We start from the raw sequence: 25,492 nt of genomic DNA, 5'->3' as shown, positions 1-25,492 counted from the left end.
CCTCTCTCTACATCCGGAAGACGCCGAAGCCTTCGGCGCCCCGCACCGGTCCGTTGTGGATCGCCGAGAGGCAGAGCCCGAGGACGGTACGGGTGTCCCGGGGGTCGATCACCCCGTCGTCGTAGAGCCGACCGGAGAGGAAGAGCGCTCCGGACTGCGACTCGATCTGCTGCTCGACCATCATCCGCATCGCCGCGTCGGAGTCCTCGTCGAAGGAGCGACCCCGGGCCGCGGCGGCCTGCCGGGCCACGATCGACAGCACCCCCGCCAGCTGCGCCGGGCCCATCACCGCCGACTTGGCGTTCGGCCAGGTGAACAGGAACCTCGGCTCGTACGCCCGGCCGCACATGCCGTAGTTGCCGGCCCCGTACGAGGCGCCCAGGTTGACCGTCAGGTGCGGCACCGTCGAGTTGGACACCGCGTTGATCATCAGGGCGCCGTGCTTGATGATGCCGCGCTGCTCGTACTCGGTGCCGACCATGTAGCCGGTGGTGTTCTGCAGGAAGATCAACGGTGTGTCGGACGCGTTCGCGAGCTGGATGAACTGGGCCGCCTTCTGAGCCTCCGCGCTGAACAGCACGCCCCGGGCGTTGGCCAGCACGCCCACCGGATATCCGTGCAGCTCACCCCAGCCGGTGACAAGCGCGTCCCCGTACGCCGGCTTGAACTCGTCGAAGTCGCTGCCGTCCAGGATCCGGGCCAGCACCTCCCGGGGGTCGAACGGCACCTTCAGATCGGAGCTGACGATGCCGAGCAGCTCCTCCGGGTCGTACTTCGGCCGCTGCGGCACCGCCGTGCGCGGCGACGGACCCTGCTTGCGCCAGTTCAACCGGCGTACGCACTGCCGGGCCAGCCGGATGCCGTCCCGCTCGTCGGCGGCCAGGTAGTCGGCGAGCCCCGATGTGGCGGCGTGCATCGCCGCCCCGCCCAGCGACTCGTCGTCGGTCACCTCGCCGGTCGCCATCTTCACCAGCGGTGGCCCGGCCAGGTAGACCTGCGACCGGTCCCGGATCATGATCACGTGATCGGACATCCCCGGCACGTACGCGCCACCGGCTGTGGCGTTGCCGAAGACCACGCTGACCGTGGGGATGCCTGCCGCCGAGAGCCGGGTCAGGTCCCGGAACACCCGACCGCCCGGAATGAAGATCTCCGCCTGGGTGGGCAGGTCCGCTCCGGCCGACTCGACCAGGTTGACCATGGGCAGCCGGTTGGCCAGGGCGATCTCGCCGGCCCGCCGGGTCTTGGCGAGGGACCACGGGTTGACCGCGCCGCCGCGTACCGTCGGGTCGTTGGCGACGATCAGGCACTCCACGCCCTCGACCACCCCGATGCCGGTGACCACGCTGGCCCCGACCGGGAAGTCCGTGCCGTACGCGGCTACCGGTGACAGCTCCAGGAACGGGCTGTCCGCGTCCACCAGCAGCTCGATCCGCTCCCGGGGGAGCAGCTTGCCGCGCTTGTGGTGCCGGGTCACGTACTTCTCGCCACCGCCCGCCCGCGCCTGGTCCAGTACGGCGTCCAACTCGGTCAGCCGTTCGAGCAGCGCCGCCCGGTTCGCCGCGTACGCGGGCGCGGCTGGGTCGACCGCGCTGTCCAGAGTCGTCACAGGCCCATGCCCTTCGCGATGATCTCGTTCATGATCTCGGTGGTGCCGCCGCCGATGCCGAGGATCCGGGCGTCCCGGTAGTGCCGCTCCACCTCGGCGTCACGCAGATAGCCGAAGCCGCCATGCAGTTGCAGCGCCTGGTCGACGACCTGGTCGCAGGCGGCCACCGCCACGTTCTTGGCCATCGCCACCTCGGTCACCACCGGCTCGCCGGCGGCCACCCGGGTGGCCACCTCGTGCACGTACGACCGGGCCGCCTCGGCGCGGGTGTGCATCTCGGCCAGCCGGTGCCGGACCACCTGCCGGCTGGCCAGCGGACGCCCGAAGGTCTCCCGGTCCCGGCACCAGCGCACCGCCAGCTCGACGCAGCGCTGCGCGGTCGCGTACGCCTGGGTGGCCAGCGACAGTCGCTCGGCGGCGAAGTGCTGCATGATCGCCAGGAAGCCTGTGTTCTCCGCGCCGATCCGGTTGGCGACCGGCACCCGTACGTCCGCGAAGGACAGCTCGGCGGTGTCCGAGCAGTGCCAGCCCAACTTCTCTAGCCGGCGTCCCACGGTGAAGCCGGGCAACCCCTTGTCGATGACCAGCAGGGTGAGTTCGCCGCTGCCGGAAAAGCCGGTACACACCGCCGTGGTGACGAAGTCGGCCCGGTGGCCGCTGGTGATGTACGTCTTCGACCCGTTCACCACGTAGTGGTCGCCGTCGCGGCGGGCGGTGGTGCGGATGCCGGCCACGTCGGAGCCGCCGTCCGGCTCGGTGATCGCCAGCGCGCCGATCATCGTGCCGGCCAGGGTGGGCCGGACGTACCTGTCGATCAGGCCGTCGTCGCCCGGCGACGGGGTGCTGCCGAGCCGGCCGCCCAGCGACCCGCCGGTGCGGGCACCTGCCGCGGCGACCATGTGCGGCAACGCGATGCCGTGCGTGAACAGGGCCGCGACCAGGCCGGACGAACCGCCGGAGCGGATCACCTCCTCGGTCACGGTGATCAAGTCGAGCAGGTCACCGCCGCTGCCGCCGACCGACTCGGGAAAGCCGATGCCGAGCAGGCCGAGCTTCGCGGCGGTCGCGTGCAGGGCCCGGGGGACCTCGCCGGCGCGCTCCCAGTCGTCCAGGTGCGGCAGCACCTCCCGGGTGACAAAGGACCGGGTCAACTCGCGCAGCTGCCGCCGCTCCGGAGTGTCCACGATGCTCACGGGTGCACTCCCGCGGGAAGGTCGACGACCCGGGCGCGCAGCAGCTCACCGAGGGCCTTGGCCTGCGGATCGAACCGGGTGGACGCGGCCACCCCGGCCCCGAGCAGGCCCTCGATCACGAAGTTGACCGCGCGCAGGTTCGGCAGCTCGTAGCGCCGCACCGACAGCGACGCCGTCTCCGGCAGCAGCTCGGCCAGCCGCTCGACTGTCAACCAGGCGCGCAGCCACGCGTACCCGGCCTCCGACCGCGCCCAGACACCGAGGTTGGCGTCGCCGCCCTTGTCACCCGAGCGCGCGCCGACCAGTTCGCCGAGTGGGCCGCGCCGGGTCGGGCCCTCGACCGCAGCGTCGCCGCCCGGGGCGCTTTCGTGCTCGGCGGTGGGGGCGGTCCGGATCGGCGGGGGGATCGGCACCCGCTCGCCGCCGGGCAGCACCGCGACGTGCGCCACCGCGTCCTGCGGCACCGCGCCGGCGGTGAAGACGCCATACGGTGTCGCGTCCCCCGGGAGGGTGGTCAGCGTGCAGCCCGGGTACGAGGCCAGCGCCAGCTCCACCGCGGCGGCCGAGAACGCCCGCCCGGCCCGCACCCGGTCGCTGTCGCGCAGGTGTACGTGCAGCAGAGCGCTGGCCGCCTCGGTGTCGGCGGCGTCCGGATGGTCGGTGCGCGCCAGGGTGAACTCGAGTCCGTCCTTGCCCACCGCCTCCTCGATCTGCCCGCGCACCAGCGCCGCCTTCGCCTCGATGTCCAGCCCGCAGAGGACGAACGTCATCGAGTTCCGGAAGCCCCCGAGATTGTTGACGCCCACCTTCAGCGTCGACGGCGGCGGTGTGCCCCGGACGCCGGAGATCCGAACCCGGTCCGGACCGTCGGGACGAAGCGTCACCGAGTCCAGCCGGGTGACCACGTCCGGCCCCAGGTACGCCGGCCCGCCGATCTCGTAGAGCAGCTGGGCGGTGACGGTCTCCACGGTGACCGCGCCACCGGTACCCGGATGCTTGGTGAGCACGGACGAGCCGTCGGAGTGCACCTCGGCGACCGGGAATCCCGGGCGGTGCCCACGGTCGGGCAGTTCGGTGAAGAAGCTGAAGTTGCCGCCGGTGACCTGCGCGCCGCACTCCAGGAGGTGCCCGGCGACGCTCGCCCCGGCGAGTTCGTCGAGGTCGTCGCGCCCCCACCCGTACCTGGCGATGGCCGGGCCGACCACAAGCGACGCGTCGGTGACCCGGCCGGTCACCACCACGTCCGCACCGGCGTCGAGGCAGGCGGCGATCCCGAACGCACCCAGGTAGGCGTTCGCGGTGAGCGCGTCGGGTCGCTGGAGCGCGTCGCCTTCGACGTACCCCACCCGGGCCGACAGGCCCAGACGGCCGGCGAGCGCCTCGATGGCGGCGGCCAGACCGGCCGGGTTCAATCCGCCGGCGTTTGTCACGATCCGCACCCCCCGGTCGAGGGCCGTACCCAGACACGTCTCCAGTTGGCGCAGGAACGTCTTCGCGTAGCCGAGATCGGGGTCGCGTAGCCGGTCCCGGCCGAGGATCAGCATGGTCAGCTCGGCCAGGTAGTCGCCGGTCAACACATCCAGCTCGCCGCCGTCGAGCATCTCCCGCCAGGCGGTGAACCGGTCGCCGTAGAAGCCTGAGGCGTTGCCGATGCGGATCACGCCGGAACTCCGCCCCGGCCGGCCGGTTCGCGCCCGCTGCCCGGCGGGCCGGCGAACGCCTGCGCCACGTCGAGCCACTCGTCGGCGACGGGACCGGTGGCCAGCAGGGCGAGGTCCGCGCGATGCCGGCGGCGGGTGACGAGCAGACAGAAGTCCAGGAGGGGACCGGTCAGGCGATCGACGGACTCCGCCGGACCCCAGCTCCACGTCTCCCCGCCAGGTCCGGACAGCTCGACCCGGACCGGCGCCGTCGGCACCGGCCGGCCGTGGGCGGCGAAACCGTGCCCGAGAGTACGCACACCGAGGTGCGCCACGTGCCGGAGGCGATCGGTGGCAGGGCGGACGACACCGAGCGCGTCGGCCACGTCCTCACCATGCGCCCAGGTCTCCATGATCCGGGCGGTCGCCATCGAGGTGGCCGACATGCGGGTGCCGTACCAGGGCAGCTTCTCGCCGGCCGGGACCGCGACGAGCGCCTCGCTGAGCGCCGCCCGTCCGGCCCGCCAGCGAGCGAGCAGGTCGACGGGCGGGGCGAGGAACGCCTCGGCGCCGGCGTCGACCATCCGGGTCGGGTCCGGTGCGGCCGTCACCGTCGCGTAGAACGCCTCGGCGTCGGTAGCGGCCAGCAGCGCCACGTGATCGGTCCAGGCGAGGTGGGCGATCTGGTGCCCGATGCTCCAGCCCGCCGCCGGTGTCGGGCGGGCCCAGTCGGCCGCCGACAGCGGCGCCACCAACGCGTCCAGGCCGGCGGACTCGTCGGCCAGATCCCTGAGCAGGTCACTGAGGTCGACCATGGTGCCTCCGATCGGTGCTGGGCCGGTGTGGCCGGGGTCAGGGCGTGAGGAGGGTGGCGAGCTGGCGCTTCCAGGTGCCGAGCAGGGCCGCACGGCGGGCCGAGTCGTCGCTGAGCAGGTTGGCCACCCCGAGCCCGCGCAGCAGGTCGAGGGTGGCCTGCACGGCCTCGCGCACGCCGGGACGACGCTCGTCGACCCCGAGCAGGGCAACGGTGAGTCGGTGCATCTCCCGGCCTACCGTCGCCTCCAGCGGCACCAGGGCGTCGCGAAGCTCCCGGTCGGTGCGGGCGGCCACCCACAGTTCGAGCGCGGCAACGAACAGCGGCCCGGTGAACGCCACCCCGAGCAGGTCGATCACCCGATCCAGTCGCTGCGGGCCGGCCGGCAACGCCTCGGCCTCGGTGCGCAGCTCGTTGGCCCGGCGCTCGGCCAGGTGGGCCACGGCGGCCGTCACCAGCGCGGCCTTCGTGGGGTAGTGGTGCAACTGCGCGCCTCGCGAGACACCGGCTCGTGCCGCCACGACCGTGGTCGTGGTGCCGGACCAGCCGTGCTCGATCAGGCAGTCGACCGTCGCCTCCAGCAGGCGGGCCTGGGTGGCGCGACTGCGCTCCTGCTGGGGAACGCGGGTCGATGCGGCGGACGTCGATGCGGCGGACACGGCAACAGCCTGCGGCCTCCGAAACAAACAGTCAAGACTGACTTTTTATGGCTGGTCCGCGATTCGTGCCCAGGTCGGGCTGACCTCGACTGCCCTCCCTGGCCCCTGTAGACCTGCCCCACGAGTGGGGCGGCGGCGATGCCGTCTGCGCTCTCCTCCTCGGCGGCCGCCGTCTCCGCGGCCGCCGTCTCCGCGGCCGCCGTCTCCGCGGCCTCCGTCTCCGCGGCCTCCGTAGAACCTGCCTCCAGGACCGGGCCAACCAGCGGCGGCGCTTCGTCTGCCCCAGATCTGGGGCAGCTCTACAGGCAGCAGGGGAGGTCCTCCGGCCGCAGCTGGTTGGCCCGGCGCCGGCTCTCGGCAGCCAGCCGAGGCCGTGCCCAAACGGCGAGGCCGCGCGCAGTGTCGAGGCCGTGCGCAGTGTCGAGGCCGCCCGCTGCCTCGAGGCGCTGAAGGTCAGCGGCCGTCGCGGGGGCCGAAGACGGCGAGGGCGTCGGCGTCGCTGTGCTGGGAGCGCAGGTACTCGTCGGCCCAGGCGGCGGCGTCGGGGTAGGTCGACTCCGCGGCCACCCGGGCGCAGGCCGCGTCCACGTCGAATGCGGTGCGGCGCAGCTGTACGCCCGGCCCGAGCAGTGCCCACCACGCGCCCGCGCCCCCGTACGGCATGCCGATGCTCCCCGGGTTGACCACCAGGCGCCGGTCGACCAGCCGGGTGAAGGGCATGTGGGTGTGGCCGCAGACCACGGTCGCGACCTCGGCCGGCAGGCCCGCGAACACCTCCGCCCAGCGTGCCATCCGGGAGTCGACGAGCACCACCTCCTCGTCGTCCCGAGGCGTCGCGTGGCAGAACAGCGTCGGGCCGAGGCCGTCGATCTCCAACCTCACGGTCGCCGGCAGCGCGGCGAGTCGGGCCACCTGATCGTCGCGGAGTTGCCCCGCGGCCCAGTTCGACACCTCGATCGACGCCGGCTTGCCGGCCCGCGCCTCAACCAGCTCCCGTTCGCAGTTGCCGCCCACCCAGCAGACGCGCTCACCCAGCTGGGCGAGCAGATCCAGCACCTCGACCGGCTGCGGGCCCGTCGCGATGTCGCCGGTCAGCACGATCAGATCGGCGGCGGCGACGTCCGGCTCGGCCAGAACGGCCTCCAGCGCGGGGAGTACGCCATGGATGTCGGAGAGCACGGCAACGCGGTTCGGCATTGCCCCACCCTCACCCCAGCGGCGTCCACGCACCAGCGATTCTGCGCCGGGCAGACGGAAACGCCGGACAGACGGAAACGCCTGGTAGACGAAAACGTCCCCGCCTGCCGTCGGTGACGGCAGGCGGGGACGGGACGTACCACTCAGACGCGGGCGCGGCGGGCGAGGCGCTCCGGGTCCAGGATGATGATGCTCTTGCCGTCCAGTCGCAGCCAACCGCGCGAGGCGAAGTCGGCCAGCGCCTTGTTGACCGTCTCCCGGGAGGCGCCGACGAGTTGGGCGATCTCCTCCTGCGTGAGGTCGTGGGTCACGCGCAGCACGCCGCCGTCGCGCGTGCCGAACCGGCCGGCCATCTGGAGCAGGTTCTTCGCGACCCGGCCCGGCACGTCCGTGAAGATCAGGTCGGCGAGCGAGTCGTTGGTCCGGCGCAGCCGCCGGGCGAGCACCCGGAGCAGCTGTTCGGCGATCTCCGGGCGGTTGTTGAGCCACGGCCGCAGGGCCTGCTTGCGCAGCCGCACCAGCCGGGTGTCGGTCACCGCGGTGGCGGTCGCCGTACGCGGACCCGGGTCGAAGAGCGACAGCTCACCGACCATGTCCGACGGCCCCATCACCGCGATCAGGTTCTGCCGGCCGTCCGCTGCCCGACGGCCGACCTTGATCTTCCCGGACAGCAGGATATAGAGACTGTCGCCGGGCTCGCCCTCATTGAAGACGATCTCGCCCTTGCGGACCTCGATCGTCTCCATCTCCTTGGCGAGCGCCTCGGCAGCTTCCGGGTCGACACCCTGGAAGATCCCGCTGCGGGCCAGTACCTCATCCATCGCGCACCTCCGGTTGCGCGTGCCGTCCGTCGGCCGGGGCCGCCGTCCGCTGATCCCCTCGCGCGCCGCCAAGTCTAGGCGCACGTGAGCACGAATCAGAGGTCGCCCCTGGAATCTTGATCGGTGGGCGTAACCTGCCCGACGTGCTGAGCGACCCGACTCTGACCAGCCGCGCCGAGAATGGGCGGCGCATCCCGCTGCTCGTCTGGCGGGCCGACGGGCCCCTGCGGGCGGTCAGCAGCGGCCCGCTCGGCGGTGGCGTCGGCGTCCGGCACTGGGTGCTGAATGCGACAGTGTCGATGTCGTACGACCGGGACGACCCCGCCGCCCACCTGACCGCGCTCGCCGCGAGCCTGGCCCTCGACGGGCCCGGGGTGGGCCTGCTGACCGGCGTCGACGTGACCGAGGTGGTCGCCCGGACCGACACCGGGGTGCGGGCCTGGGCGACGGTCGGGCTCGGCACCCCGGTGCCCGCCGCCGCACCGGAAACGGCGGCGCTCACCCAGCGGGTGGGCACGGTCAACATCGTGGTGTACGTGCCGGCCCGACTCTCCGACTCGGCGCTCGTCAACGCCGTCGCCACCGCCACCGAGGCGAAGACCCAGGCGATCGCCGAGCTGGGGTTGCCGGGCACCGGCACCCCCACCGACGCGGTCACCGTGCTCTGCCCGGTGGACGGGCCGGAGGCCGCGTACGGTGGGCCGCGCTCCACCTGGGGTGCCCCGCTGGCCCGCGCCGTCCACGCCGCGGTGCGCGCAGGCGGCGATCGGCCGGTAGTGCCCTGGTCAGAGCGGCTGGCCGGCTGAACTTCAAGCCGATCGGCTGTCGTCGGGGCGTTTACGGCCCGGTAGGGTCGCGGACGATGTACGCTTCCGCCCCCCTCGCGCCCCGCCCGTTCCGCCGCGTCGCCCTCGGCCTCGCGGCGCTGCTGGCCGCCCTGCTCGTCGCCGGCTGTGCCGACAGCGGGGAGGACCCCGTGTGGCAGCCCGGCGCCGGTGGCGGTGGCACCGGAGCGCCGGTGACCACGTCCGGCCCGAAGGCCAGCGCGGGCGCCTCGGCCTCCGGCGGGGGCGGTGCCATCTCGCTCTCCGCCACCGGCGACATCATCATGGGCAACGCGCCGAGCCGGCTGCCCGCCGCCGGCGGCAAGGGCTTCTTCGACTCGGTCACGCAGGCGCTCAAGGCCGACCTGGTCATGGGCAACCTGGAGGAGCCCCTGACGGTGGACACCGGCACCGGCAAGTGCGGGGCCAACTCCACCCGCTGCTTCCAGTTCCGTGCCCCACCGGAGTACGCCGCGCACCTGCGCGACGCCGGCTTCAAGGTGCTCAACCAGGCCAACAACCACGGCTACGACTACGGGCCGAAGGGCTACACGAACACGCAGAAGGCGCTGGAGAAGTACGACCTGGAGCACACCGGCGCCCCGGACGAGATCACCGTGGTCGACGTCAAGGGTGTCAAGGTCGCCGTGGTGGGTTTCTCGTCGTACGTCTGGTCCAACAGCCTGGTCGACATCGCCGAGGCGAAGACCGTGGTCGCCAAGGCCGCCACCATGGCCGACCTGGTCGTGGTCCAGGTGCACATGGGCGGCGAGGGAGCGGACAAGACCCGGGTGAAGCCCGGCACCGAGATGTTCCTGGGTGAGAACCGGGGCGACCCGGTGAAGTTCTCGCACGCCATGATCGACGCTGGGGCCGACCTGATCGTCGGGCACGGCCCGCACGTGCTGCGGGGGATGGAGTTCTACCAGGGGCGGCTGATCGCTTACAGCCTGGGCAACTTCGCCGGCGGCGGCAACTCGCTGAGCAACACCGGGCGGCTGGGCTGGGGCGGTGTCCTGAAGGTTTCGCTGAAGCCCGACGGGAGCTGGGCCGGCGGCTCGTTCACCTCGACGTACATGAACTCCGCCGGCAAGCCGACGATGGACCCGGACGACCGCGGCCTGGGCCTGGTCACCGAGCTGAGCCGCAGCGACTTCGCGAAGAGCGGCGCCCGGCTCGACGGGCAGGGAAAGATCACCGCGCCGACGGCTGGTTGACCCGCGGAGGAACGTCCGAGCCGCGACGTAGGCTGACCGTCGTGACCAGTAGCCCTCCCGGTGCCAGCGAGACCGACCTCGGGCGCACACGCCGTGCCCGCAGGATCGGCCGGGTGCTGGCCGAGACGCACCCCGACGCGCACTGTGAACTGGACCACTCCAACGCCCTGGAGCTGGCCGTCGCCACCATCCTCTCGGCGCAGTGCACCGACAAGAAGGTCAACGAGGTCACCCCGAAGCTGTTCGCCCGCTATCCGACCGCCGCCGCCTACGCCGGGGCCGACCGGGGCGAGATGGAGGAGCTGATCCGGCCCACCGGCTTCTACCGCAACAAGACCGACTCGCTGCTCAAGCTCGGGCAGGCCCTCCTCGACAGGTACGACGGTAGGGTTCCCGGCCGGCTCGTCGACCTGGTGACGCTCCCCGGGATCGGCCGCAAGACCGCCAACGTCATCCTCGGCAACGCCTTCGACGTCCCCGGCATCACAGTCGACACGCACTTCCAACGGCTGGTCCACCGCTGGAGGCTGACCACCGAGACGGACCCGGTCAAGATCGAGCACGCGGTCGGCGCGCTGTACCCGAAGCGCGACTGGACCATGCTGTCGCACCGGATCATCTTCCACGGTCGACGGGTCTGCCACGCCCGCAAGCCCGCCTGTGGCGCGTGCACGCTCGCCAAGCTCTGCCCCTCGTACGGCACCGGCCCGACCGAGCCGGCCGCCGCCGCCAAGCTGCTCAAGGGCCCTCGGGCACGTGACCTGGCGGTGGCCGCAGGCGTCGACCCGGACCTGGTGCCCGCCCAGGCGATCGCCGCGGAGGTGCCGTGACCAGGCGTCTCGCCCTCGTGGTCCTGCCGCTGCTGCTGGCCCTCACCGGCTGCACCAGCGGCACGGCCGACGACGACCCCGCCCCCCGTCCGGCCGCCGCCGAGCGTCCATCGCCCTTCCGGGACTGCTCCACACTCAGCACAGCGCCCACCGCCACGTCGCCTGGCTCGGCGACCCCCACGCCTACCACCCCCGGCACGCCCGGCCCCGCCGGAGGAGGGCAGGCACTGCCGGAGCTGACGCTGTCCTGCTTCACCGGCGGCGCCCCCGTCGCGCTGCGGGACGTGGCCGGCCCTGCGGTGATCAACGTGTGGGCCTCCTGGTGCGGGCCGTGCCGCAAGGAACTGCCCGCCTTCCAGCGGCTGAGCGAACGGACCGCCGGCCACCTACAGGTGGTCGGGGTCAACACCCAGGACAGCCGGGGCGGCGCCCAGTCCATCGGCGAGGACTTCGGCGTACGGTTCCCGATCCTCGTCGACCAGGGCGACGCGCTGCAACGGGAACTGAAGCGCAAGGCCTTCCCGCTGACCCTCTTCGTCGACGCGCAGGGCCGCATCCGGCACATCGACGCCACCGGCGCGCTCGACGACGCCCAGCTGGCCAAGCTGGTCCGCCAGCACCTCGACCTGGCGGTGCCGGCGTGACCCGCCGACCCCCCGAGTGGATCGAGCCGCTGCTGACCCGGCTGGGCAGCGCCCGCGCCGAGGACTTCACCCGCCTCACCACCCCAGCCGAGGGCGGCCGGGAGAGCGCCGTGCTGGTGCTGCTCGGCGAGCAGCCCGGCGTGGGCCCGGACGTGCTGGTCCTGCAACGGGCCGCCACCCTGCGCAATCACGCCGGCCAGCCGGCCTTCCCCGGTGGCGCTGCCGACCCGGAGGACGCCGACGTCCGCGCCACCGCGCTCCGCGAGGCGAACGAGGAGGTCGGCCTCGACCCGGCCAGCGTGACAGTGCTGGCCGAGCTGCCGAAGCTGTGGATTCCGGTAAGCGACTTCGTGGTCACCCCCGTGCTGGCCTGGTGGCACGATCCGCACCCGGTGCACCCGCGGGAGCCGGCCGAGGTGGCGCACGTGGCGCGACTGCCGGTCCGCGAGCTGGTCGACCCGGCCAACCGACTGCGGGTCCGTCACCCCAGCGGTTGGGTGGGGCCGGCGTTCTCGGCGCGCGGCATGCTCGTCTGGGGCTTCACCGCCGGGGTGCTGGCGACCCTGCTGGAGATGGGTGGCTGGGCCCGTCCGTGGTCGCCCGGCCGGCTGGTCGAACTGCCGCCCACGGGAGCCGCTCCCGCGCCGTCGGCAGGCACCGAAGAGGTCGACGAGACAGTCGTACGCTGACCACGCGGTCACCTTCCGCAAGCGATGGTCATCCGCTGGGCGCGCTGCCCGTACGCTGGACCCCGTGTCCGTCGTGGATCTCGTCCTGCTGCTGCTCATGCTCGTGTTCGCGATCAGCGGATACCGCCAGGGTTTCGTCATCGGCATCACGTCGCTGTCCGGCTTCTTCCTGGGACTGCTGCTCGGCCTGCAACTCGGGCCGCTGTTCGCCAGGCAGTTCGTGGACGCCGGCACCCGGGTGCTGATCTCACTCGTGGCGATCTTCGGGTTGGCCGTCATCGGGCAGGCGCTGGCTGGTTGGCTCGGCTCGCACCTGCGCAAGACGATCACCAGCGACGTGGGTCGGCGGATCGACGACATCGGCGGGGCGTTCGTCTCGCTGTTCGCGGTGCTCCTGCTGGCCTGGCTGGTCGCCGTACCGCTCGGGTCGTCGTCGGTGCCCTGGCTCGCCGCCGCGGTGCGCAACAGTGCGCTGATCACCGTGGTGAACGGGGTGCTGCCGGAGGAGGCGCACCGGCTCTCCACCGCTCTGGAGGACACCGTCGACACCGACGGTTTCCCGGACGTCTTCGGGGGTCTCGCACCCACCCGGGCCCGGCAGGTCGAGCCGCCCGACCCGGCTCTGGCCGGCTCGCAGGTGGTCGTCAACGGCAAGCGGTCGGTGGTCAAGGTGCTCGGGTCCGCGCCCAGCTGCTCGCGCCGCATCGAGGGCTCCGGCTTCGTGTACGCCGACGACCGGGTCATGACCAACGCGCACGTGGTCGCGGGCACCCGCTCGGTGTCGGTGGAGCTGGACGGCGAGCGGTACGACGGTGAGGTGGTGGTCTACGACCCCAACCGCGACCTGGCGGTGCTGCTGGTGCCGGGGCTGCCCGGCCCGTCACTGCGGTTCGCCGCCGGCAACGCGGGCAGCGGCTCGGACGCCATCGTGCTCGGCTTCCCACTGGACGGCCCGTACAACGCGCAGTCGGCGCGGGTCCGCGACGTGGACCGGATCAATGGCCCGGACATCTATGCCTCGTCGAAGGTGACCCGGGAGATCTACACGATCCGGGCCCTGGTGCGCAGCGGCAACTCGGGTGGGCCGCTGCTCTCCGCAAACGGCCTGGTGCTCGGCGTGATCTTCGCGGCGGCGGCGGACGACCCCAACACCGGGTTCGCGGTGACCGCCGCCGAGGCCCGCTCGGTGGCGCTTGCCGGCGCCGAGCGCAACCGGGCCGTCGCCACCGGCGAGTGCACCTGAGCGTCGCGACGGATCAGGTCCGGGCCGGCGCGACGACTGGCAGCTTCGCCCGACCCCAGCGCAGCCCTCGGTCCAGGACCGCCCGCGCCATGATCGCGACGCAGGTGCCACCGTTGAGGAAGGACGCCGCCACGTCGCTCGGGTGGTGCATCCCCCGGTACATGCGGGTCAGCGCCACACCCAACGGCACCATCAGCAGCAGCGTCCACCAGGCGACCTTCGCTCCGGTGCTGCGCGCCCGCAGAGCCAACAGCACGGCGATACCGACGTAGAGCGCCACCGCCGCCGAGGTGTGCCCGGACGGGAAGCTCGACGTGGGCGGTGACGTGTCCATGTGCTCCACCGCCGGCCGCTGCCTGTCGATCACCATCGTGGTCAGCAGGAAGACCAGCGCCTGGGCGGTCACCGCCGCGCACAGGAACAGGGGCTCCCGCCAGCGCTTCAGCCAGAGCCGCAGCGCCAGCGCCACAAGCACGGTGACCACGACGATCATCTGGGTGCTGGCCAGCGTGCTGAACACCAGCGAGACGTTGTTCCAGCCGCCGGTGCGGTCACCGGCGAACTCCCGGTTCACCGCGTCCTCGACGGTGAACGGCCAGGTTCGGGCGAGCACCCGGGTGACAAGCACTCCGAGCAGCACCATGACGCCGAACAGGAGGGACACCGGCAGGAGCACCCGCCGGACGATCTGGACCACGGTGTCGGGCATGAGCCCGCCAGTACCCGTTCGGCGTCGTCGGCACGCCTCAGGTCGCGTCCGGGTGCCGCTCGACCTCCGGCGCGACACCGTCGCGGGCCGGCCGGACCGGCCGGAGACCGGTGTGCGCCCGCCAACTGGTGAACGCGGCGGTGGTCGCCGCGACCACCGCCACGCCGAGCAGCCAACCGCCGAGCACATCGCTTGTGAAGTGCACACCGAGCGCGACCCTGCTCAGCCCGGTGACCACGGTGACCAGCAGCGCGGCGACCCAGAGCGTGACCCGCGAGGCCCAGCGCCCGACGTACGGCAGGAACACCAGCAGCAGCACCCCGGCGGCCAGTGTGGCGTTCAGCGCGTGCCCGGAGGGGAAGGAGTATCCGGCGGCCCGCGCCACCGGGTCGAGCAGCTCCGGCCGGTCCCGGCCGACGAGCAACTTGAGCAGTGGACCCATCAACCCGCCGACCACCATGGTGGTGGCCACCCAGAGGGCCAGCCGCCGAGCCTGGCGGCGCAGCAGCCAGATCACCACGAGCAGAGCCACGACCCGCAGCGGCATCGGCGCGAAAACGGCGCTCCAGACGCGCATCAGCGTGACCCAGGCCGGGTGGTCCACCGCGTGGTCGTGCAGCGCGTCCGTGATCGCCGTGTCCAGCTGGTGCAGCGGCGCCCACGCCCCGAGCACCAGCAACGCGAGCAGGGCGAACGGCACCAGCACCAGGAACGCCGCCGTCGCCGCCAGGGTCAGCCGCAGGCCCAACGAGTGGTCCGGGTCGAGGCGGCGACGCCGCCAGGACGGGTGCCGGGTGGTGTCGAGGGTACGCGCGGCGGGCGTGCTCATGCGGACGGTTCTACCCCACCCACCGGGCAATCAGACCTGTCGCCGCAGGTGTGCGTGCCGGCGCGGGTCGTGGCGGCCGCCGCTCGGTCAGCGAGTGCGCTGGCGGAACCGGCGCACCAGCAACGCCGCACCGGTCACCAGGGCGGCGAAGAGCGCGACCCCGGTCCACAGTTGCTCCGGCGCGGACTCGTCCGGTACGCCCGCCCCCCGGGCCGTCCACCCCGTCTGCTGTCGTGGAGCGGTGAAACCGAGCGGGTCCCCGCCGGCGCCGCTGACCGGGTCACTGTCGCCCGACCCCGGGGCCGGACCGAAGCCGACCACACCCGGCGAGGTCAGATCGTCAAGCGGATTGACGGTGACCGGGGGAACGTCCGCGGTCAGTGCCGCCACCGGGTCGACCACCCCGTACCCGAAGCGGTCGTCCCGGCCGGTCGGGCCGATGTCACGGGCGGTGGCCAGCAACCGGTTGACCACCTCGCCGGCGGGCATGTCCGGGTAGCGGGACCGAACCAGAGCGGCGGTGGCGGCCACCAACGGCGCCGCGAAGCTGGTGCCCTGCACCCGCCAGTACCCGTCGGCCGGGCGGGCGCCGACCAGGCCGGTGGCGGGGGCGGTGAGCACTGTCGCCCGGCCGGTGATCGACCCGGACCACAGGTTGTCGCTGCTGCGCTCCAGCCCGGCGACCGCGATCACGCCCGGCTCGCGGGCCGGGTACCAGACCTTGGAGTCGGGCGACGTGGCCAGGTTGCCGGTGCAGGCGATGACCACCACGTCGCGGGCGAACGCGTAGTCCAGAGCCGCGGCCAGGGCCGGGCTGTCACCGCTGCCGCCCAACGACAGGTTGATCACCCGGGCGCCGTTGTCGACAGCCCAGCGGACGCCCTTCGCGACGATCAGGGCATCGTCGTACTTGTTGCGCTCATCCAGCACGCGGACCGGGAGGATCCGGGAATCCGGCGCCAGGCCGACCACGCCCCGTTTGTCGTCGTTGCGCCCGGCGATCAGGCCGGCGACAGTGGTGCCGTGACCGACCGGATCCGGGCCGGCGCCGCCGGCGGGCCCGACCAGGTCGAGGCCGGGCAGCACCTGGCCGGTCAGGTCGGGATGGTTGGCGTCCACACCGGAGTCGATCACCGCGACCGTCACGCCCCGGCCGGTCGAGCTGCGCCAGGCGGTGTCGGCCCGCAACTCGTCGAGCTGCCACTGCTCGTCGCGGACCTGGTCGGTGCGGGCGACGCTGTCACCGGGGGCCAACGCCGTCGGCGCGCCGGCGAGTTGGCCGCCGCTGCTGGGCGCGGCGACGGGTGCGGCGGTCGGAACCGCGACGGCGAGCATCGCCGCCACACCGAGCAGTGCCCGGCCGGCCCGTCGGGCCACTGCCGGTCCGCTGTCCCGAACCCCTGTCACATCCTCAGCCATTCATCCCGACGGAACCATGACGATCGGAGATTACCGGTTTCCCCACCCGTCACGGGAGGAACCACGGAGACAGGTCACGGTGGCGGCAGATGTGCGAGCTGAACGAGGCGTACCCCCTCCCGTCGGGTGACCAGTCGACCACGGCCCACCGGCAGCGGACCGGGTCGCACCGGACCGACGAGCGCGCCCTCCTCGGGGCTGCCCGCCATCACCAGCCCGGAGGTGGAGAGCTCCCGCAGCCGCTGCACGATCGGCTCGTACTGGGACCGTCCCGCGCCCCCGGAACGGCGGGCCAGCACCAGGTGCAGCCCGACGTCGCGGGCGTGCGGCAGATGCTCCTCCAGCGCCCGCAACGGGTTCGCCGGGCCCGCCGCCACCAGGTCGTAGTCGTCGACAAGCACGAACAGCTCCGGCCCCGACCACCAGGAGCGGTCCCGCAACTGCTGCGGCGTGACCTCCGGCCCCGGGGCCCGCCGCTCCAGGTATCCGGCGGCCGACTCGACCAGGTCGGCGGTGTGCGCGGCGGCGGTGCCGTACCCGATGAGGTGCGGCGTCTCGATGGCGCCGAGCAGGCTGCGCCGGTAGTCCACCAGGATCACCCGGGCCTCCTCCGGCGTGAACCGGGTGGTGATCGAGGTGGCCAGCGCCCGCAGGAACGTCGACTTGCCGCACTCCGCGTCCCCGAAGACCACGAAGTGCGGCTCGCTCGCGAAGTCGAGCAACACCGGCCGCAGGTCCGCCTCGGCGATCCCGATCGGCAGCCGCAGCCCGGTCGTCGCCGCGAGATCCAGATCGGCGTACGGCAGCACCGGCGGGAGGAGCCGGACGCGGGGCGCCACCGGACCGGCCCAGCTGTCGGCGATCCGTTTGACGAGGTCGGCGGTGCCCGCGTTCGGGGTGGCGAGCTGCGGAAGCGCGGTGAGGAAGTGCAGGCTCTCCGCCGTAACCCCCCGACCGGGGCGCTCCGGCACGTTCGCCGCCGCCCGCCGGGCCACCAGGGAGTCGGACGGGTCGCCGAGGCGCAACTCCAGTCGGGAGCCGAACAGGTCTCGGATCGCCGGGCGGAAATCCAGCCAGCGCAGCGCCGTGGCGACCACGTGCAGCCCGTACGACAGGCCCCGGGTGGCCAGGTCGGTGATCAGCGGTTCCAGGTCGTCGTACTCGCCGCGGAGGGTGCTCCAGCCGTCGATCACCAGGAAGACGTCACCGAACGGGTCGGTGCCCGGCTGACTGGTCGTTCCCGCCGCCGCACGACGCTGCCGGTACGCGGCCATCGACTCCACGCCCAGCTCGGCGAAGCGGCGCTCCCGATCGGCCAGCACCGTCGTCATCTCGCCGACCGTGCGCCGCACAGCCGTCGGATCGGCGCGGCCGGCCACCCCGCCCACGTGCGGCAGATCGCGCACCGCCGCGAGGCCACCGCCGCCGAAGTCGAGACAGTAGACCTGCGCCTCGGCCGGGGTGTGGGTGAGCGCCAGCGCGCAGATCAGCGTGCGCAGCGCAGTGGACTTGCCGCTCTGCGGCGCACCGACCACCGCGACGTGCCCGGCCGCGCCGTCCAGAGTCAGCCAGAGCAGGTCCCGGCGCTGCTCCAAGGGCCGGTCCACCACGGCCACCGGCACACCCAGCGCGCCGTGCAGCTCGGGGTTGCCCACGCTGAGCCCGCGCGCCGGGTCCACCTCGACCGGGCCGAACAGCTCGTCCAGGGCAGGCGGCTCACCGAGCGGCGGAAGCCACACCTGGTGGGCGGGCGGGCCCTGCCCGACGAGCCGGTCGACCAGCAGGTCGAGCAGGGTCTCCCGGCTGCTCTCGTCCTCGGCGACCATGGGCAGCGCCGGGGTGGCCGGCTCGGGCAGCGGCACGGCATGGGTGGTGAACGTGAGCAGACGAGCGCCACCGCGGGTCGCCGCACCCGCCGTCGCGGCCCGGCGGCGCACCGCGCCGGAGACGTACGCGGCCTTGAACCGGGCCAGCGGATCGGTGCCGGCGCGCAGGTAGCCGTGGCCCGGCGAGCGGGGCAGCTCGTGCGCGTCGGGCACACCGAGCACCGTCCGCGACTCCAGCGCGGAGAAGGTGCGCAACCCGATCCGGTACGACAGGTGGGTGTCGAGCCCGCGTAGCCGGCCCTCCTCCAGGCGTTGGCTGGCGAGCAGCAGGTGCACGCCGAGTGACCGGCCCAGCCTGCCGATCTGCACGAACAGGTCGATGAAGTCGGGCTTGGCGGAGAGCAGTTCGGAGAACTCGTCGCAGATCAGCAGCAGCGACGGCAGTGGGGCGAGTGGGCTGCCGGCCGCGCGGGCCCGCTCGTAGTCGCGCACGCTGGCGAAGTTGCCGGCGCGGCGCAGCAGCTCCTGCCGGCGGACCAGCTCCCCGTTGATCGCGTCCACCATCCGGTCGACGAGGGGCAGCGCGTCGGCCAGGTTGGTGATCACGGCGGCGGTGTGCGGCAGACGGTCGAACGGCGCGAAGGTGGCACCGCCCTTGAAGTCGACGAGGACGAAGTTGAGCTGCTCGGAGCTGTGCGTCGCCGCCAACCCCAGCACCAGCGTGCGGAGCAGCTCGGACTTGCCGGAGCCGGTGGCCCCGATGAGCAGGCCGTGCGGGCCCATCCCGTCCTGGGCGGACTCCTTGAGGTCCAGCTCGATGGCCCCACCGTCGACACCCACCCCGATCGGCACCCGCAGCCGGTCCCGGGCCGAGCGTGGCGCCCAGCCCTGCTCGGCGGTGAAGCTCTCCGGGTCGCCGAGGCCGAGCAGCTCCGGCAGGCCCAACTCGACCTGGAGTGGGGCGTCCGGGCCACGGGCCGCGCCGGCCAGCCGCAGCGGCGCCAACCGCCGGGCGACCGCCTCGGCGTCGGCGAGGTCGAGGCGGTCGGCGGTGCCCACCTCCGCGTGCCCCTCAGCCGACCACGAGTGCAGCCGCCGGCCGCGCAGCTCCAACAGCAGCGCGTACCGGTCGAGCACGCGGGGCGGCGGGGTGTCCAGGTCCAGCACGGTGACCGCGTCGATGCCGCCGTCACCGGTCAGGTCGGAGGCGCCGGTCAGGTCACCGCCGTCGAGGACCACCACCACGTGCGGACCGTCGGTTGCCGGCCCCGCCGGGCTGAACCGGGACCGGCTGGCCAGCACGTCACCGAGCAGCCGTTCCAGCTCCGCAGCCGACGAGGTCACCAGCCGCACCGTCCCGAGCGCGTCCGTGCGGGAGGGGTGGTGCGCGTGGGGGAGCCACTTCACCCACTCCCACTCGGCGCGGCGTTCCGGGCCGGCGCAGACCGCGATCAGCAACTCGTCGGGGGCGTGGAACACGGCCAGCTGGGTCAGCACGGCCCGGGCCAGGGCCTGGGCGGCCGGGTCGCCGGTGGGCGGGCCACCGGTGGTCGGACCGCCGCCGGCAGCGGCCCGCACGTGCACGCGGGCGAAACTGCGCAGCGACAGGGCCACCGGCAGCTCCGGCACCACGGAGTACGCGTCGAGGAAGCGGCGCAGCGCGCCGGCGGTCATCGGCTCCAGCTCCTCCAACGGCCGGGTGACCGGGCCGACGAGCGGGGTGGCCAGGGTCTGCGGGCCGACGGCGACGCGTACCACAGCGAAGTCCGGGTCCCCGGGACGGCGTTCCCAGACCCGGCGGCTGTCCACCGTCGACCACAACCGACCCGGGTCGGGGTGCCGGTAGTAGAGCCCGGCCCGCTGCTGACCAGCCGTCTGCCGGACCCGGCGGCGCAGTGTGGCCAGGTGGCGCAGGTACTCCCGGCGGGCCGCCATCATCTCCGACTTCTTCGGGGTGCCCGAGGCGCTGCCCCACGAGGTGACGAGCATGGCCAGCGACGAGAGCCCGAACATCCCGCCCACCACGTACGAGTACGCGCCGCCGCCCCGTCCGAACATCATCGCCATCGCCACCGTGCCGCCGAGCATGGGCAGCACCATCAGCGCCTGCTGCCACCGGCCACCGGCCACCGCGGGGATCTCCGGCGGCGCCTCGACGGGCAGCTCGCCGACGGGGATCTCCGGCGCTGGCCGGCGCGGCGGGCGCTTGATGACGACTGTGGACACTCGGCCTCCTGACAGCGCTGGGTAACCCGAGCCTGGCTCATCGTAGGTAAAGTCCTGTCGTCCGCGCAGCCTCCGATCCCCCTCGATATGGAGACCACTCGATGACAACCGGGCTGGCCCGCGTCACCATCAGCGCGCCGCAACGGCGGGTCGACGTCGCACTGCCGGAGCAGGTGCCCCTGGCCGAGTTGCTGCCCGACGTGCTGCGCCACGCAGGCGAGGGCCTGGCCGACGACGGCGAGCGGCACGGCGGCTGGGTGCTGCGTCGTACCGACGGGGCGCTGTTGGCTACGGCGCAGGCGCTGCTGCCGCAGGGGGTCCGCGACGGTGAGGTGCTGCACCTGGTGCCGGCCCACGCCCACTGGCCCGAGCTGGAGTACGACGACGTGGTGGAGGCGATCGCCGACGGTGCCCGCCGACGGGGTGGGGCCTGGTCCTCCGCCGCCACCCGGGCCGCCGGTCTGGCCGGTGCCGCCGTGCCGCTCGCCGTCGGGCTGCTCGCCCTGCTCGCCGGCGGTCCGACGCTACGCAGCGGCTGGTTCGCGGCGGCGGTGGTGGCGCTGCTGCTCACCGTGGCCGGCGCGGTCGCCTCCCGCGCCAACGGCGACGGCGCCGCCGGGGCGACGCTCGGCGGCTACGCCCTGCCGTACGCCTTCGTGGCCGGTGCCCTGGCGGTCGGCTCCGGCGATCCGGTCGGGCCGTTCGGGCCGCTGCGCTGGGTCGGCGCGCCCGAACTGCTGACCGGCTCGGTGGCGTTGCTGCTGGTGGCGCTGCTCGGGCTGCTCGGGGTGGCCAGCCGACTGCGGGTCTTCGTGGCCGGCGTCACGGTCGGTCTGCTCGGTGCCGGCGCGGCGCTCGGCGCGCTGCTGTTGAGCCCGGCGAGCACGGCGGCGGTGCTGCTCAGCGGGCTGGTCTTCGCCCTCGGGGTGATCCCGCTACTGGCCATCCGGTTGGGCAAGCTGCCGCTGCCCCCGATCACCCTCCCGGCCACCGCGTCCGGCCCCGAGCCGGAGCGTCCCCGGGACCTGCCGGACCGGGGTCGGGTGCACGCGGCCGTCACCCGCACCGAGGAGGTGCTGACCGGGATGCTGCTCGGGCACGCCGTGCTGGCGGTGGGCGCGGCGGTCGTCCTCGGGCTGGCCGGTGGGACACCCGGCGTGGTGCTGGTGGCGGTCGTGTCGGCCGTGCTGCTGCTGCGGTCGCGACTTTTCGTGGCTCTGCGGCACCGGGTGCCGACGGTGCTCGCCGGGCTGGTGGGCTACGCGGTGCTGGGCGCGGTGCTCATCGACCGGGCCGACGACACCGGCCGGCTGGCGCTGGTCCTCGGCGGGGCGGCGCTGGGCCTGGTGACCGTGACCGCCGGCACCGGGTACGCCAGGCGAGCGGTGTCGCCGTACCTCGGTAGGGTCGCCGACCTCACCGACACGGCCCTGGTGGTCGCCGTGGTGCCGGTCGCCTGCGCGGTGCTCGACCTGTACGACAGGGCCCGGGGGCTGCTCGGTTGAGCGGCTCCCGGGCCCGGCCGGTGAACGTTCGTCAGTGGGTGGACTCGCCGCGCGCCTCGGCGTCGCGTGCCCGCTGGTAGGAGGCCCGGATCTCGGCCTCGGCCTCGGTGCGGCCGACCCAGGTCGCGCCCTCGACCGACTTGCCGGGCTCCAGGTCCTTGTACACCTCGAAGAAGTGCTGGATCTCCAGGCGGTCGAACTCGCCCAGGTGGTGGATGTCGCGCAGGTGCTCCTGGCGGGGGTCCTCGTAGGGCACGCAGAGGACCTTGTCGTCGCCGCCCTTCTCGTCCGTCATCCGGAACATGCCGATGGTCCGGCAGCGGATGAGGCAACCCGGGAAGGTCGGCTCCGGGACCAGCACCAGCGCGTCCAGCGGGTCGCCGTCCTCGCCCAGCGTCTCCTCGATGAACCCGTAGTCGGCCGGGTACTGGGTGGACGTGAACAGGGTGCGGTCCAGCCGGATCCGGCCGGTCTTGTGGTCCACCTCGTACTTGTTCCGGTGACCCTTGGGGATCTCAACCGTCACGTCGAAATCCATCTGCACGCTCCCTCGTCTGCCCACGCTGGCTAACGGAACCACTGGCGGCCCTCCGGACAGGTGAATGCCCACCCGCCGACTCCGGCCGCCGCATAGTCTTCGGACCGAAGTAGTGTCACCCAAGCCGATTTTCGCTGGGGGAGGAGGGGGTCGTGGGGAGGGAAGATTCACACTACCGCCCGGACGGGGGCACCGCGCGTGGTACCGGACGATCCGGCTCCGGCGGCGCCACCGGGCGGGTGCCGGTGCCCGACGCCCACCTTCCCCGGGCGCCCGACATGCCCACCTCGACCGGCCACGCCCCGGTCGGAGCCGCCCCGACCAGTCCCGCCCGGGGTGGCACGCCGTCCGGTGACGGCCCGACTGTCCGCTTTCCGACCGGCGTACCCCCGCTCGGCCCGCCCGTCTCCGCGCTGCCGTCGTCGGCCGACGACGAACCGCCCTCCGCACCGCCGACCCCGCCGCGCCGCCGGGGGCGGCTGACGGCCGTGCTGGCCGTGGTGGTGCTGCTGGTGTTGACCGGTGTCGGTGTCGTGGTGATCCGACCGGGCCCGGTCGCCGCCTGGTTCGGCGAGGATGCCGCGTCCACGCCGACCGCGGGCGCCCCCGCCGCGGAACCCGACCCGGCGGACGTGTTGAACGGGCCCGACCCGAACGCCCCGCTGCCCGCGCCCGACGGGGTGCGAGCCGCGCTGGACCCGCTTGTCGGTGTGCCCGCCCTGGGCGACCGGGTGAACGTCTCGGTGGCAGACGTGAGCACCGGTCAGACCCTGTTCGCCAAGGGGGCGGACGACGGGACGGTGCCCGCCTCGGTGACCAAGTTGGCGACCGCGGTGACCGTGCTGGCCGCCCGTGGCCCCGGGTACCGGATCCCCACCCGGGCGGTGGCCGGCACCAATCCCGGCGAGGTGGTGATCGTCGGTGGCGGCGACCCCACGCTCGCGGTGGACAAGAAGGGCTACTACCCCGGCGCGGCACGCCTGGACGACCTGGCCGCGCAGGTGCGTACCGCGCTCGGCGGCACCGCCCCGACCAGCGTCACCGTCGACGGAACGATCTACTCCGGCCCCGTGTACGGCCCCGGCTGGGACGACGACATCCCGACCGGCGGGTACGGCGGCGCGGTGACCGCTCTGATGACCGACGGCGCGCGCAAGGACCCGAAGGCCGAGGCCGGCGGCGCCGAGCGGGTCGCCGATCCGGACCTCGCCGCAGGCCGGTCCTTCGCCCGGCTGCTCGGCCTGCCGGCCAGCGCCGTCAAGCGGGGCACGGCACCCGCGCTGGCGACCGCCGCCGGTGGCACGCCGCCTCCCGGTACGGAGTTGGGCGCGGTGCAGTCACCGCCGATGATCCGGCTGGTCGACATCATGATCAGCGAGAGTGACAACCTGCTGGCCGAGGCGTTGGCCCGCCAGGTGGCGCTGGCCCGCAGCCAGAAGGCCTCGTTCGGCGGCGCCGCCGCCGCGATGGACGCCGAGGTGGCAGAGCTGGGCCTGCCCGCCGACGAGATCACCCTCTCCGACGGCAGCGGGCTGTCGCGTCTCAACCGGATCAGCCCGTCCCTGCTCACCGACCTGATCCGGCTGGCCGCGAGCCCGGACCACCCGGAGCTGGCCGGCGTCTTCGGCGGCCTGCCCGTGGGCGGCTGGTCGGGCACGCTGGGCGAGCGTTACCGAGGTGCCCCGGGCACCGCCGCGGGGGCGGGCGCGGTCCGGGCCAAGACCGGCACCCTGACCGGGGTGCACGCCATCGCGGGCCTGGTCACCACGGCCGACGGCCGGCTGCTCACGTTCGCGGTGCTCACCGACAAGGTGCCCGGTGGGACGGACACGGCCCAACCGGCGCTGGACCGCATCGCCGCCGCGCTGGCCGGCTGCGGGTGCCGCTGACGGCCGTCGAGGCGGAGGGCTCCGGCCCGCGACCGACGTCGATCGCCGACGCGAGCCCGGGCCGGGGTGTCGCGACGCGGGTACGGTGGGTTCATGGCGCAGTTCGTGGACTGGGATCTGGCCGCCGCCACCGCGGGGGCGTTGAGCAAGTCGGGCCCCCGGGTGTCGTACTCCGAGGCCACCGACGTGGTCGGTGACCTGCGTCGGCTCACCGACGAGGCGGCCGGGCACGTGGCCGACTACACGGGGCTGCGGGCGCAGGTGGCGCACCCGCCGGTGCGGGTCGTCGACCGCCGGGACTGGGCGGCCACCAACATCGCCGGCCTGCGTGAGGTGATCACCCCGCTGGTGAGTCGGCTGTCCGGCGACAAGCAGCCCGGAGCGCTCACCGAGGCGATCGGGTCCCGGCTGACCGGTGTGCAGGCCGGCACCGTGCTGGCCTACCTCTCCGGCCGGGTGCTCGGCCAGTACGAGGTCTTCTCCGCCGACCCGGGCCAACTGTTGCTGGTGGCGCCGAACATCGTCGAGGTGGAGCGCAAGCTCGGCGCCGATCCCCGGGACTTCCGGCTGTGGGTCTGCCTGCACGAGGTCACCCACCTGACCCAGTTCACCGCCGTGCCGTGGATGCGGGCCTACTTCCTCGGCGAGGTGCAGGCGTTCGTGGACGCCTCGTCCAGCGGGAGCGAGCATCTCGTCGAGCGGCTGCGGCGCGGGGTGGCCACGCTGTCCGAGGCGGTCCGTGACCCGGAGAGCCGCACCAGCGTGCTGGACATCGTGCAGACCCCGGCGCAGCGTGCGGTGCTCGACCGGCTCACCGCGCTGATGACCCTGCTGGAGGGGCACGCCGAGTTCGTGATGGACGGTGTCGGCCCGCAGGTGATCCCGAGCGTCGAGCGGATCCGGGCGTCGTTCAACAGGCGCCGTGAGGCGGGCAACCCGCTGGAGAAGGCGATCCGCCGGCTGCTCGGGGTGGACGTCAAGATGCGCCAGTACGCCGAGGGCCGCAAGTTCGTGCACGGTGTGGTCGAACGGGTCGGCATGGACGGCTTCAACTCGATCTTCAAGTCGCCGCTCACTCTGCCCCGGCTCAGCGAGTTGGGCGACCCGGACGCCTGGGTGGCCCGGGTGCACGGCCCGGCCGGCACCGTACCGGCCGCCGGCTGATCACCCG

21 protein-coding genes are annotated in these 25,492 nt (G+C 73.4%); 9 read left to right on the top strand and 12 right to left on the bottom strand.

What is annotated here, in order from left to right:
- Nucleotides 1–7: 7 nt before the first annotated feature.
- From ACGFIE_RS23540 to ACGFIE_RS23510, 7 genes are all read right to left on the bottom strand, one after another.
- Nucleotides 8–1,609 (bottom strand): acyl-CoA carboxylase subunit beta, encoded by a 1,602-nt coding sequence (locus ACGFIE_RS23540; protein ID WP_393297910.1) that lies wholly within the window; start codon nt 1,607–1,609, stop codon nt 8–10.
- A complete protein-coding gene (locus ACGFIE_RS23535) occupies nt 1,606–2,802 on the bottom strand; it encodes an acyl-CoA dehydrogenase family protein (protein ID WP_393297907.1) in 1,197 nt (398 codons plus the stop codon). Before ACGFIE_RS23535 ends, ACGFIE_RS23540 begins: the two co-directional genes overlap by 4 nt.
- Nucleotides 2,799–4,463 carry an acyclic terpene utilization AtuA family protein gene (locus tag ACGFIE_RS23530; protein WP_393297904.1) on the bottom strand — a complete coding sequence of 555 codons (1,665 nt, stop codon included), beginning with the start codon at nt 4,461–4,463 and terminating at the stop codon, nt 2,799–2,801. Before ACGFIE_RS23530 ends, ACGFIE_RS23535 begins: the two co-directional genes overlap by 4 nt.
- Nucleotides 4,460–5,257: a TIGR03084 family metal-binding protein gene (locus ACGFIE_RS23525; protein WP_393297901.1), complete on the bottom strand. Its 798-nt coding sequence runs from the start codon at nt 5,255–5,257 to the stop codon at nt 4,460–4,462. Before ACGFIE_RS23525 ends, ACGFIE_RS23530 begins: the two co-directional genes overlap by 4 nt.
- Nucleotides 5,258–5,294: 37 nt before the next feature.
- Nucleotides 5,295–5,915 carry a helix-turn-helix domain-containing protein gene (locus ACGFIE_RS23520; protein WP_363686637.1) on the bottom strand — a complete coding sequence of 207 codons (621 nt, stop codon included), beginning with the start codon at nt 5,913–5,915 and terminating at the stop codon, nt 5,295–5,297.
- Nucleotides 5,916–6,368: 453 nt separating this feature from the next.
- Complete coding sequence (locus ACGFIE_RS23515; protein WP_393297898.1) at nt 6,369–7,112, bottom strand: metallophosphoesterase family protein; 744 nt, start codon at nt 7,110–7,112, stop codon at nt 6,369–6,371.
- A 143-nt stretch (nt 7,113–7,255) separates the two neighbouring features.
- Entirely contained in the window at nt 7,256–7,933 is a 678-nt protein-coding gene (locus ACGFIE_RS23510) for a Crp/Fnr family transcriptional regulator (protein ID WP_007466162.1), read from the bottom strand.
- Nucleotides 7,934–8,076: 143 nt separating this feature from the next.
- Between ACGFIE_RS23510 and ACGFIE_RS23505 the strand changes: the two genes are divergently transcribed.
- From ACGFIE_RS23505 to ACGFIE_RS23480, 6 genes are all read left to right on the top strand, one after another.
- Nucleotides 8,077–8,739 (top strand): adenosylcobinamide amidohydrolase, encoded by a 663-nt coding sequence (locus ACGFIE_RS23505; RefSeq protein WP_363686633.1) that lies wholly within the window; start codon nt 8,077–8,079, stop codon nt 8,737–8,739.
- Nucleotides 8,740–8,795: 56 nt separating this feature from the next.
- Nucleotides 8,796–9,974 carry a CapA family protein gene (locus tag ACGFIE_RS23500; protein WP_393297895.1) on the top strand — a complete coding sequence of 393 codons (1,179 nt, stop codon included), beginning with the start codon at nt 8,796–8,798 and terminating at the stop codon, nt 9,972–9,974.
- Nucleotides 9,975–10,015: 41 nt separating this feature from the next.
- Nucleotides 10,016–10,804 carry an endonuclease III gene (nth, locus tag ACGFIE_RS23495; protein WP_393297892.1) on the top strand — a complete coding sequence of 263 codons (789 nt, stop codon included), beginning with the start codon at nt 10,016–10,018 and terminating at the stop codon, nt 10,802–10,804.
- Nucleotides 10,801–11,448, top strand: a complete 648-nt coding sequence (locus ACGFIE_RS23490) for a TlpA family protein disulfide reductase (RefSeq protein WP_393297889.1) — start codon at nt 10,801–10,803, stop codon at nt 11,446–11,448. The genes nth and ACGFIE_RS23490 overlap by 4 nt, the downstream gene beginning before the upstream one ends.
- Entirely contained in the window at nt 11,445–12,137 is a 693-nt protein-coding gene (locus ACGFIE_RS23485; protein WP_393297886.1) for an NUDIX hydrolase, read from the top strand. Before ACGFIE_RS23490 ends, ACGFIE_RS23485 begins: the two co-directional genes overlap by 4 nt.
- Nucleotides 12,138–12,201: 64 nt before the next feature.
- Nucleotides 12,202–13,380, top strand: coding sequence for a MarP family serine protease (locus ACGFIE_RS23480; RefSeq protein ID WP_393297883.1), 1,179 nt, complete (start codon nt 12,202–12,204; stop codon nt 13,378–13,380).
- Nucleotides 13,381–13,393: 13 nt separating this feature from the next.
- On the opposite strand, the gene ACGFIE_RS23475 is transcribed toward ACGFIE_RS23480, so the two are convergent.
- The 4 genes from ACGFIE_RS23475 to eccCa form a co-directional block, all read right to left on the bottom strand.
- On the bottom strand, nt 13,394–14,089 hold the full coding sequence (locus ACGFIE_RS23475) for a phosphatase PAP2 family protein (protein WP_393297881.1): 696 nt from the start codon (nt 14,087–14,089) through the stop codon (nt 13,394–13,396).
- 37 nt (nt 14,090–14,126) lie between these two features.
- On the bottom strand, nt 14,127–14,918 hold the full coding sequence (locus tag ACGFIE_RS23470; RefSeq protein WP_393297878.1) for a phosphatase PAP2 family protein: 792 nt from the start codon (nt 14,916–14,918) through the stop codon (nt 14,127–14,129).
- 87 nt (nt 14,919–15,005) lie between these two features.
- On the bottom strand, nt 15,006–16,337 hold the full coding sequence (gene mycP / locus ACGFIE_RS23465; RefSeq protein ID WP_393297875.1) for a type VII secretion-associated serine protease mycosin: 1,332 nt from the start codon (nt 16,335–16,337) through the stop codon (nt 15,006–15,008).
- A gap of 74 nt (nt 16,338–16,411) precedes the next feature.
- Nucleotides 16,412–20,389 (bottom strand): type VII secretion protein EccCa, encoded by a 3,978-nt coding sequence (gene eccCa / locus ACGFIE_RS23460; protein WP_393297872.1) that lies wholly within the window; start codon nt 20,387–20,389, stop codon nt 16,412–16,414.
- Between the two features lie 101 nt (nt 20,390–20,490).
- Between eccCa and eccD the strand changes: the two genes are divergently transcribed.
- Nucleotides 20,491–21,894, top strand: coding sequence for a type VII secretion integral membrane protein EccD (eccD, locus tag ACGFIE_RS23455; protein ID WP_393297869.1), 1,404 nt, complete (start codon nt 20,491–20,493; stop codon nt 21,892–21,894).
- Nucleotides 21,895–21,925: 31 nt separating this feature from the next.
- On the opposite strand, the gene ACGFIE_RS23450 is transcribed toward eccD, so the two are convergent.
- Nucleotides 21,926–22,432, bottom strand: a complete 507-nt coding sequence (locus tag ACGFIE_RS23450) for an inorganic diphosphatase (RefSeq protein ID WP_039907066.1) — start codon at nt 22,430–22,432, stop codon at nt 21,926–21,928.
- 152 nt (nt 22,433–22,584) lie between these two features.
- On the opposite strand from ACGFIE_RS23450, the gene dacB reads away from it, so the two are divergent.
- Nucleotides 22,585–24,321: a D-alanyl-D-alanine carboxypeptidase/D-alanyl-D-alanine-endopeptidase gene (dacB, locus tag ACGFIE_RS23445; protein ID WP_393297866.1), complete on the top strand. Its 1,737-nt coding sequence runs from the start codon at nt 22,585–22,587 to the stop codon at nt 24,319–24,321.
- Between the two features lie 93 nt (nt 24,322–24,414).
- Complete coding sequence (locus tag ACGFIE_RS23440; protein ID WP_363686612.1) at nt 24,415–25,485, top strand: zinc-dependent metalloprotease; 1,071 nt, start codon at nt 24,415–24,417, stop codon at nt 25,483–25,485.
- Nucleotides 25,486–25,492: the final 7 nt, after the last annotated feature.

It is taken from the genome of Micromonospora sp. NPDC049275, assembly GCF_043197115.1.
Taxonomy (GTDB): domain Bacteria; phylum Actinomycetota; class Actinomycetes; order Mycobacteriales; family Micromonosporaceae; genus Micromonospora.
Note: the sequence above shows the minus strand (reverse complement) of the source record. Positions and strands in the feature narration are given on the sequence as shown.

What these genes read in the sequence shown, in the direction of transcription:
- ACGFIE_RS23525 (WP_393297901.1), bottom strand. Translation starts at nt 5,257, where the DNA reads ATGGTCGACCTCAGTGACCTGCTCAGGGATCTGGCCGACGAGTCCGCC.
- ACGFIE_RS23515 (WP_393297898.1), bottom strand. Translation starts at nt 7,112, where the DNA reads ATGCCGAACCGCGTTGCCGTGCTCTCCGACATCCATGGCGTACTCCCC.
- ACGFIE_RS23510 (WP_007466162.1), bottom strand. Translation starts at nt 7,933, where the DNA reads ATGGATGAGGTACTGGCCCGCAGCGGGATCTTCCAGGGTGTCGACCCG.
- ACGFIE_RS23500 (WP_393297895.1), top strand. Translation starts at nt 8,796, where the DNA reads ATGTACGCTTCCGCCCCCCTCGCGCCCCGCCCGTTCCGCCGCGTCGCC.
- ACGFIE_RS23475 (WP_393297881.1), bottom strand. Translation starts at nt 14,089, where the DNA reads ATGCCCGACACCGTGGTCCAGATCGTCCGGCGGGTGCTCCTGCCGGTG.
- ACGFIE_RS23470 (WP_393297878.1), bottom strand. Translation starts at nt 14,918, where the DNA reads ATGAGCACGCCCGCCGCGCGTACCCTCGACACCACCCGGCACCCGTCC.
- mycP (WP_393297875.1), bottom strand. Translation starts at nt 16,337, where the DNA reads ATGGCTGAGGATGTGACAGGGGTTCGGGACAGCGGACCGGCAGTGGCC.
- eccD (WP_393297869.1), top strand. Translation starts at nt 20,491, where the DNA reads ATGACAACCGGGCTGGCCCGCGTCACCATCAGCGCGCCGCAACGGCGG.
- ACGFIE_RS23450 (WP_039907066.1), bottom strand. Translation starts at nt 22,432, where the DNA reads ATGGATTTCGACGTGACGGTTGAGATCCCCAAGGGTCACCGGAACAAG.
- ACGFIE_RS23440 (WP_363686612.1), top strand. Translation starts at nt 24,415, where the DNA reads ATGGCGCAGTTCGTGGACTGGGATCTGGCCGCCGCCACCGCGGGGGCG.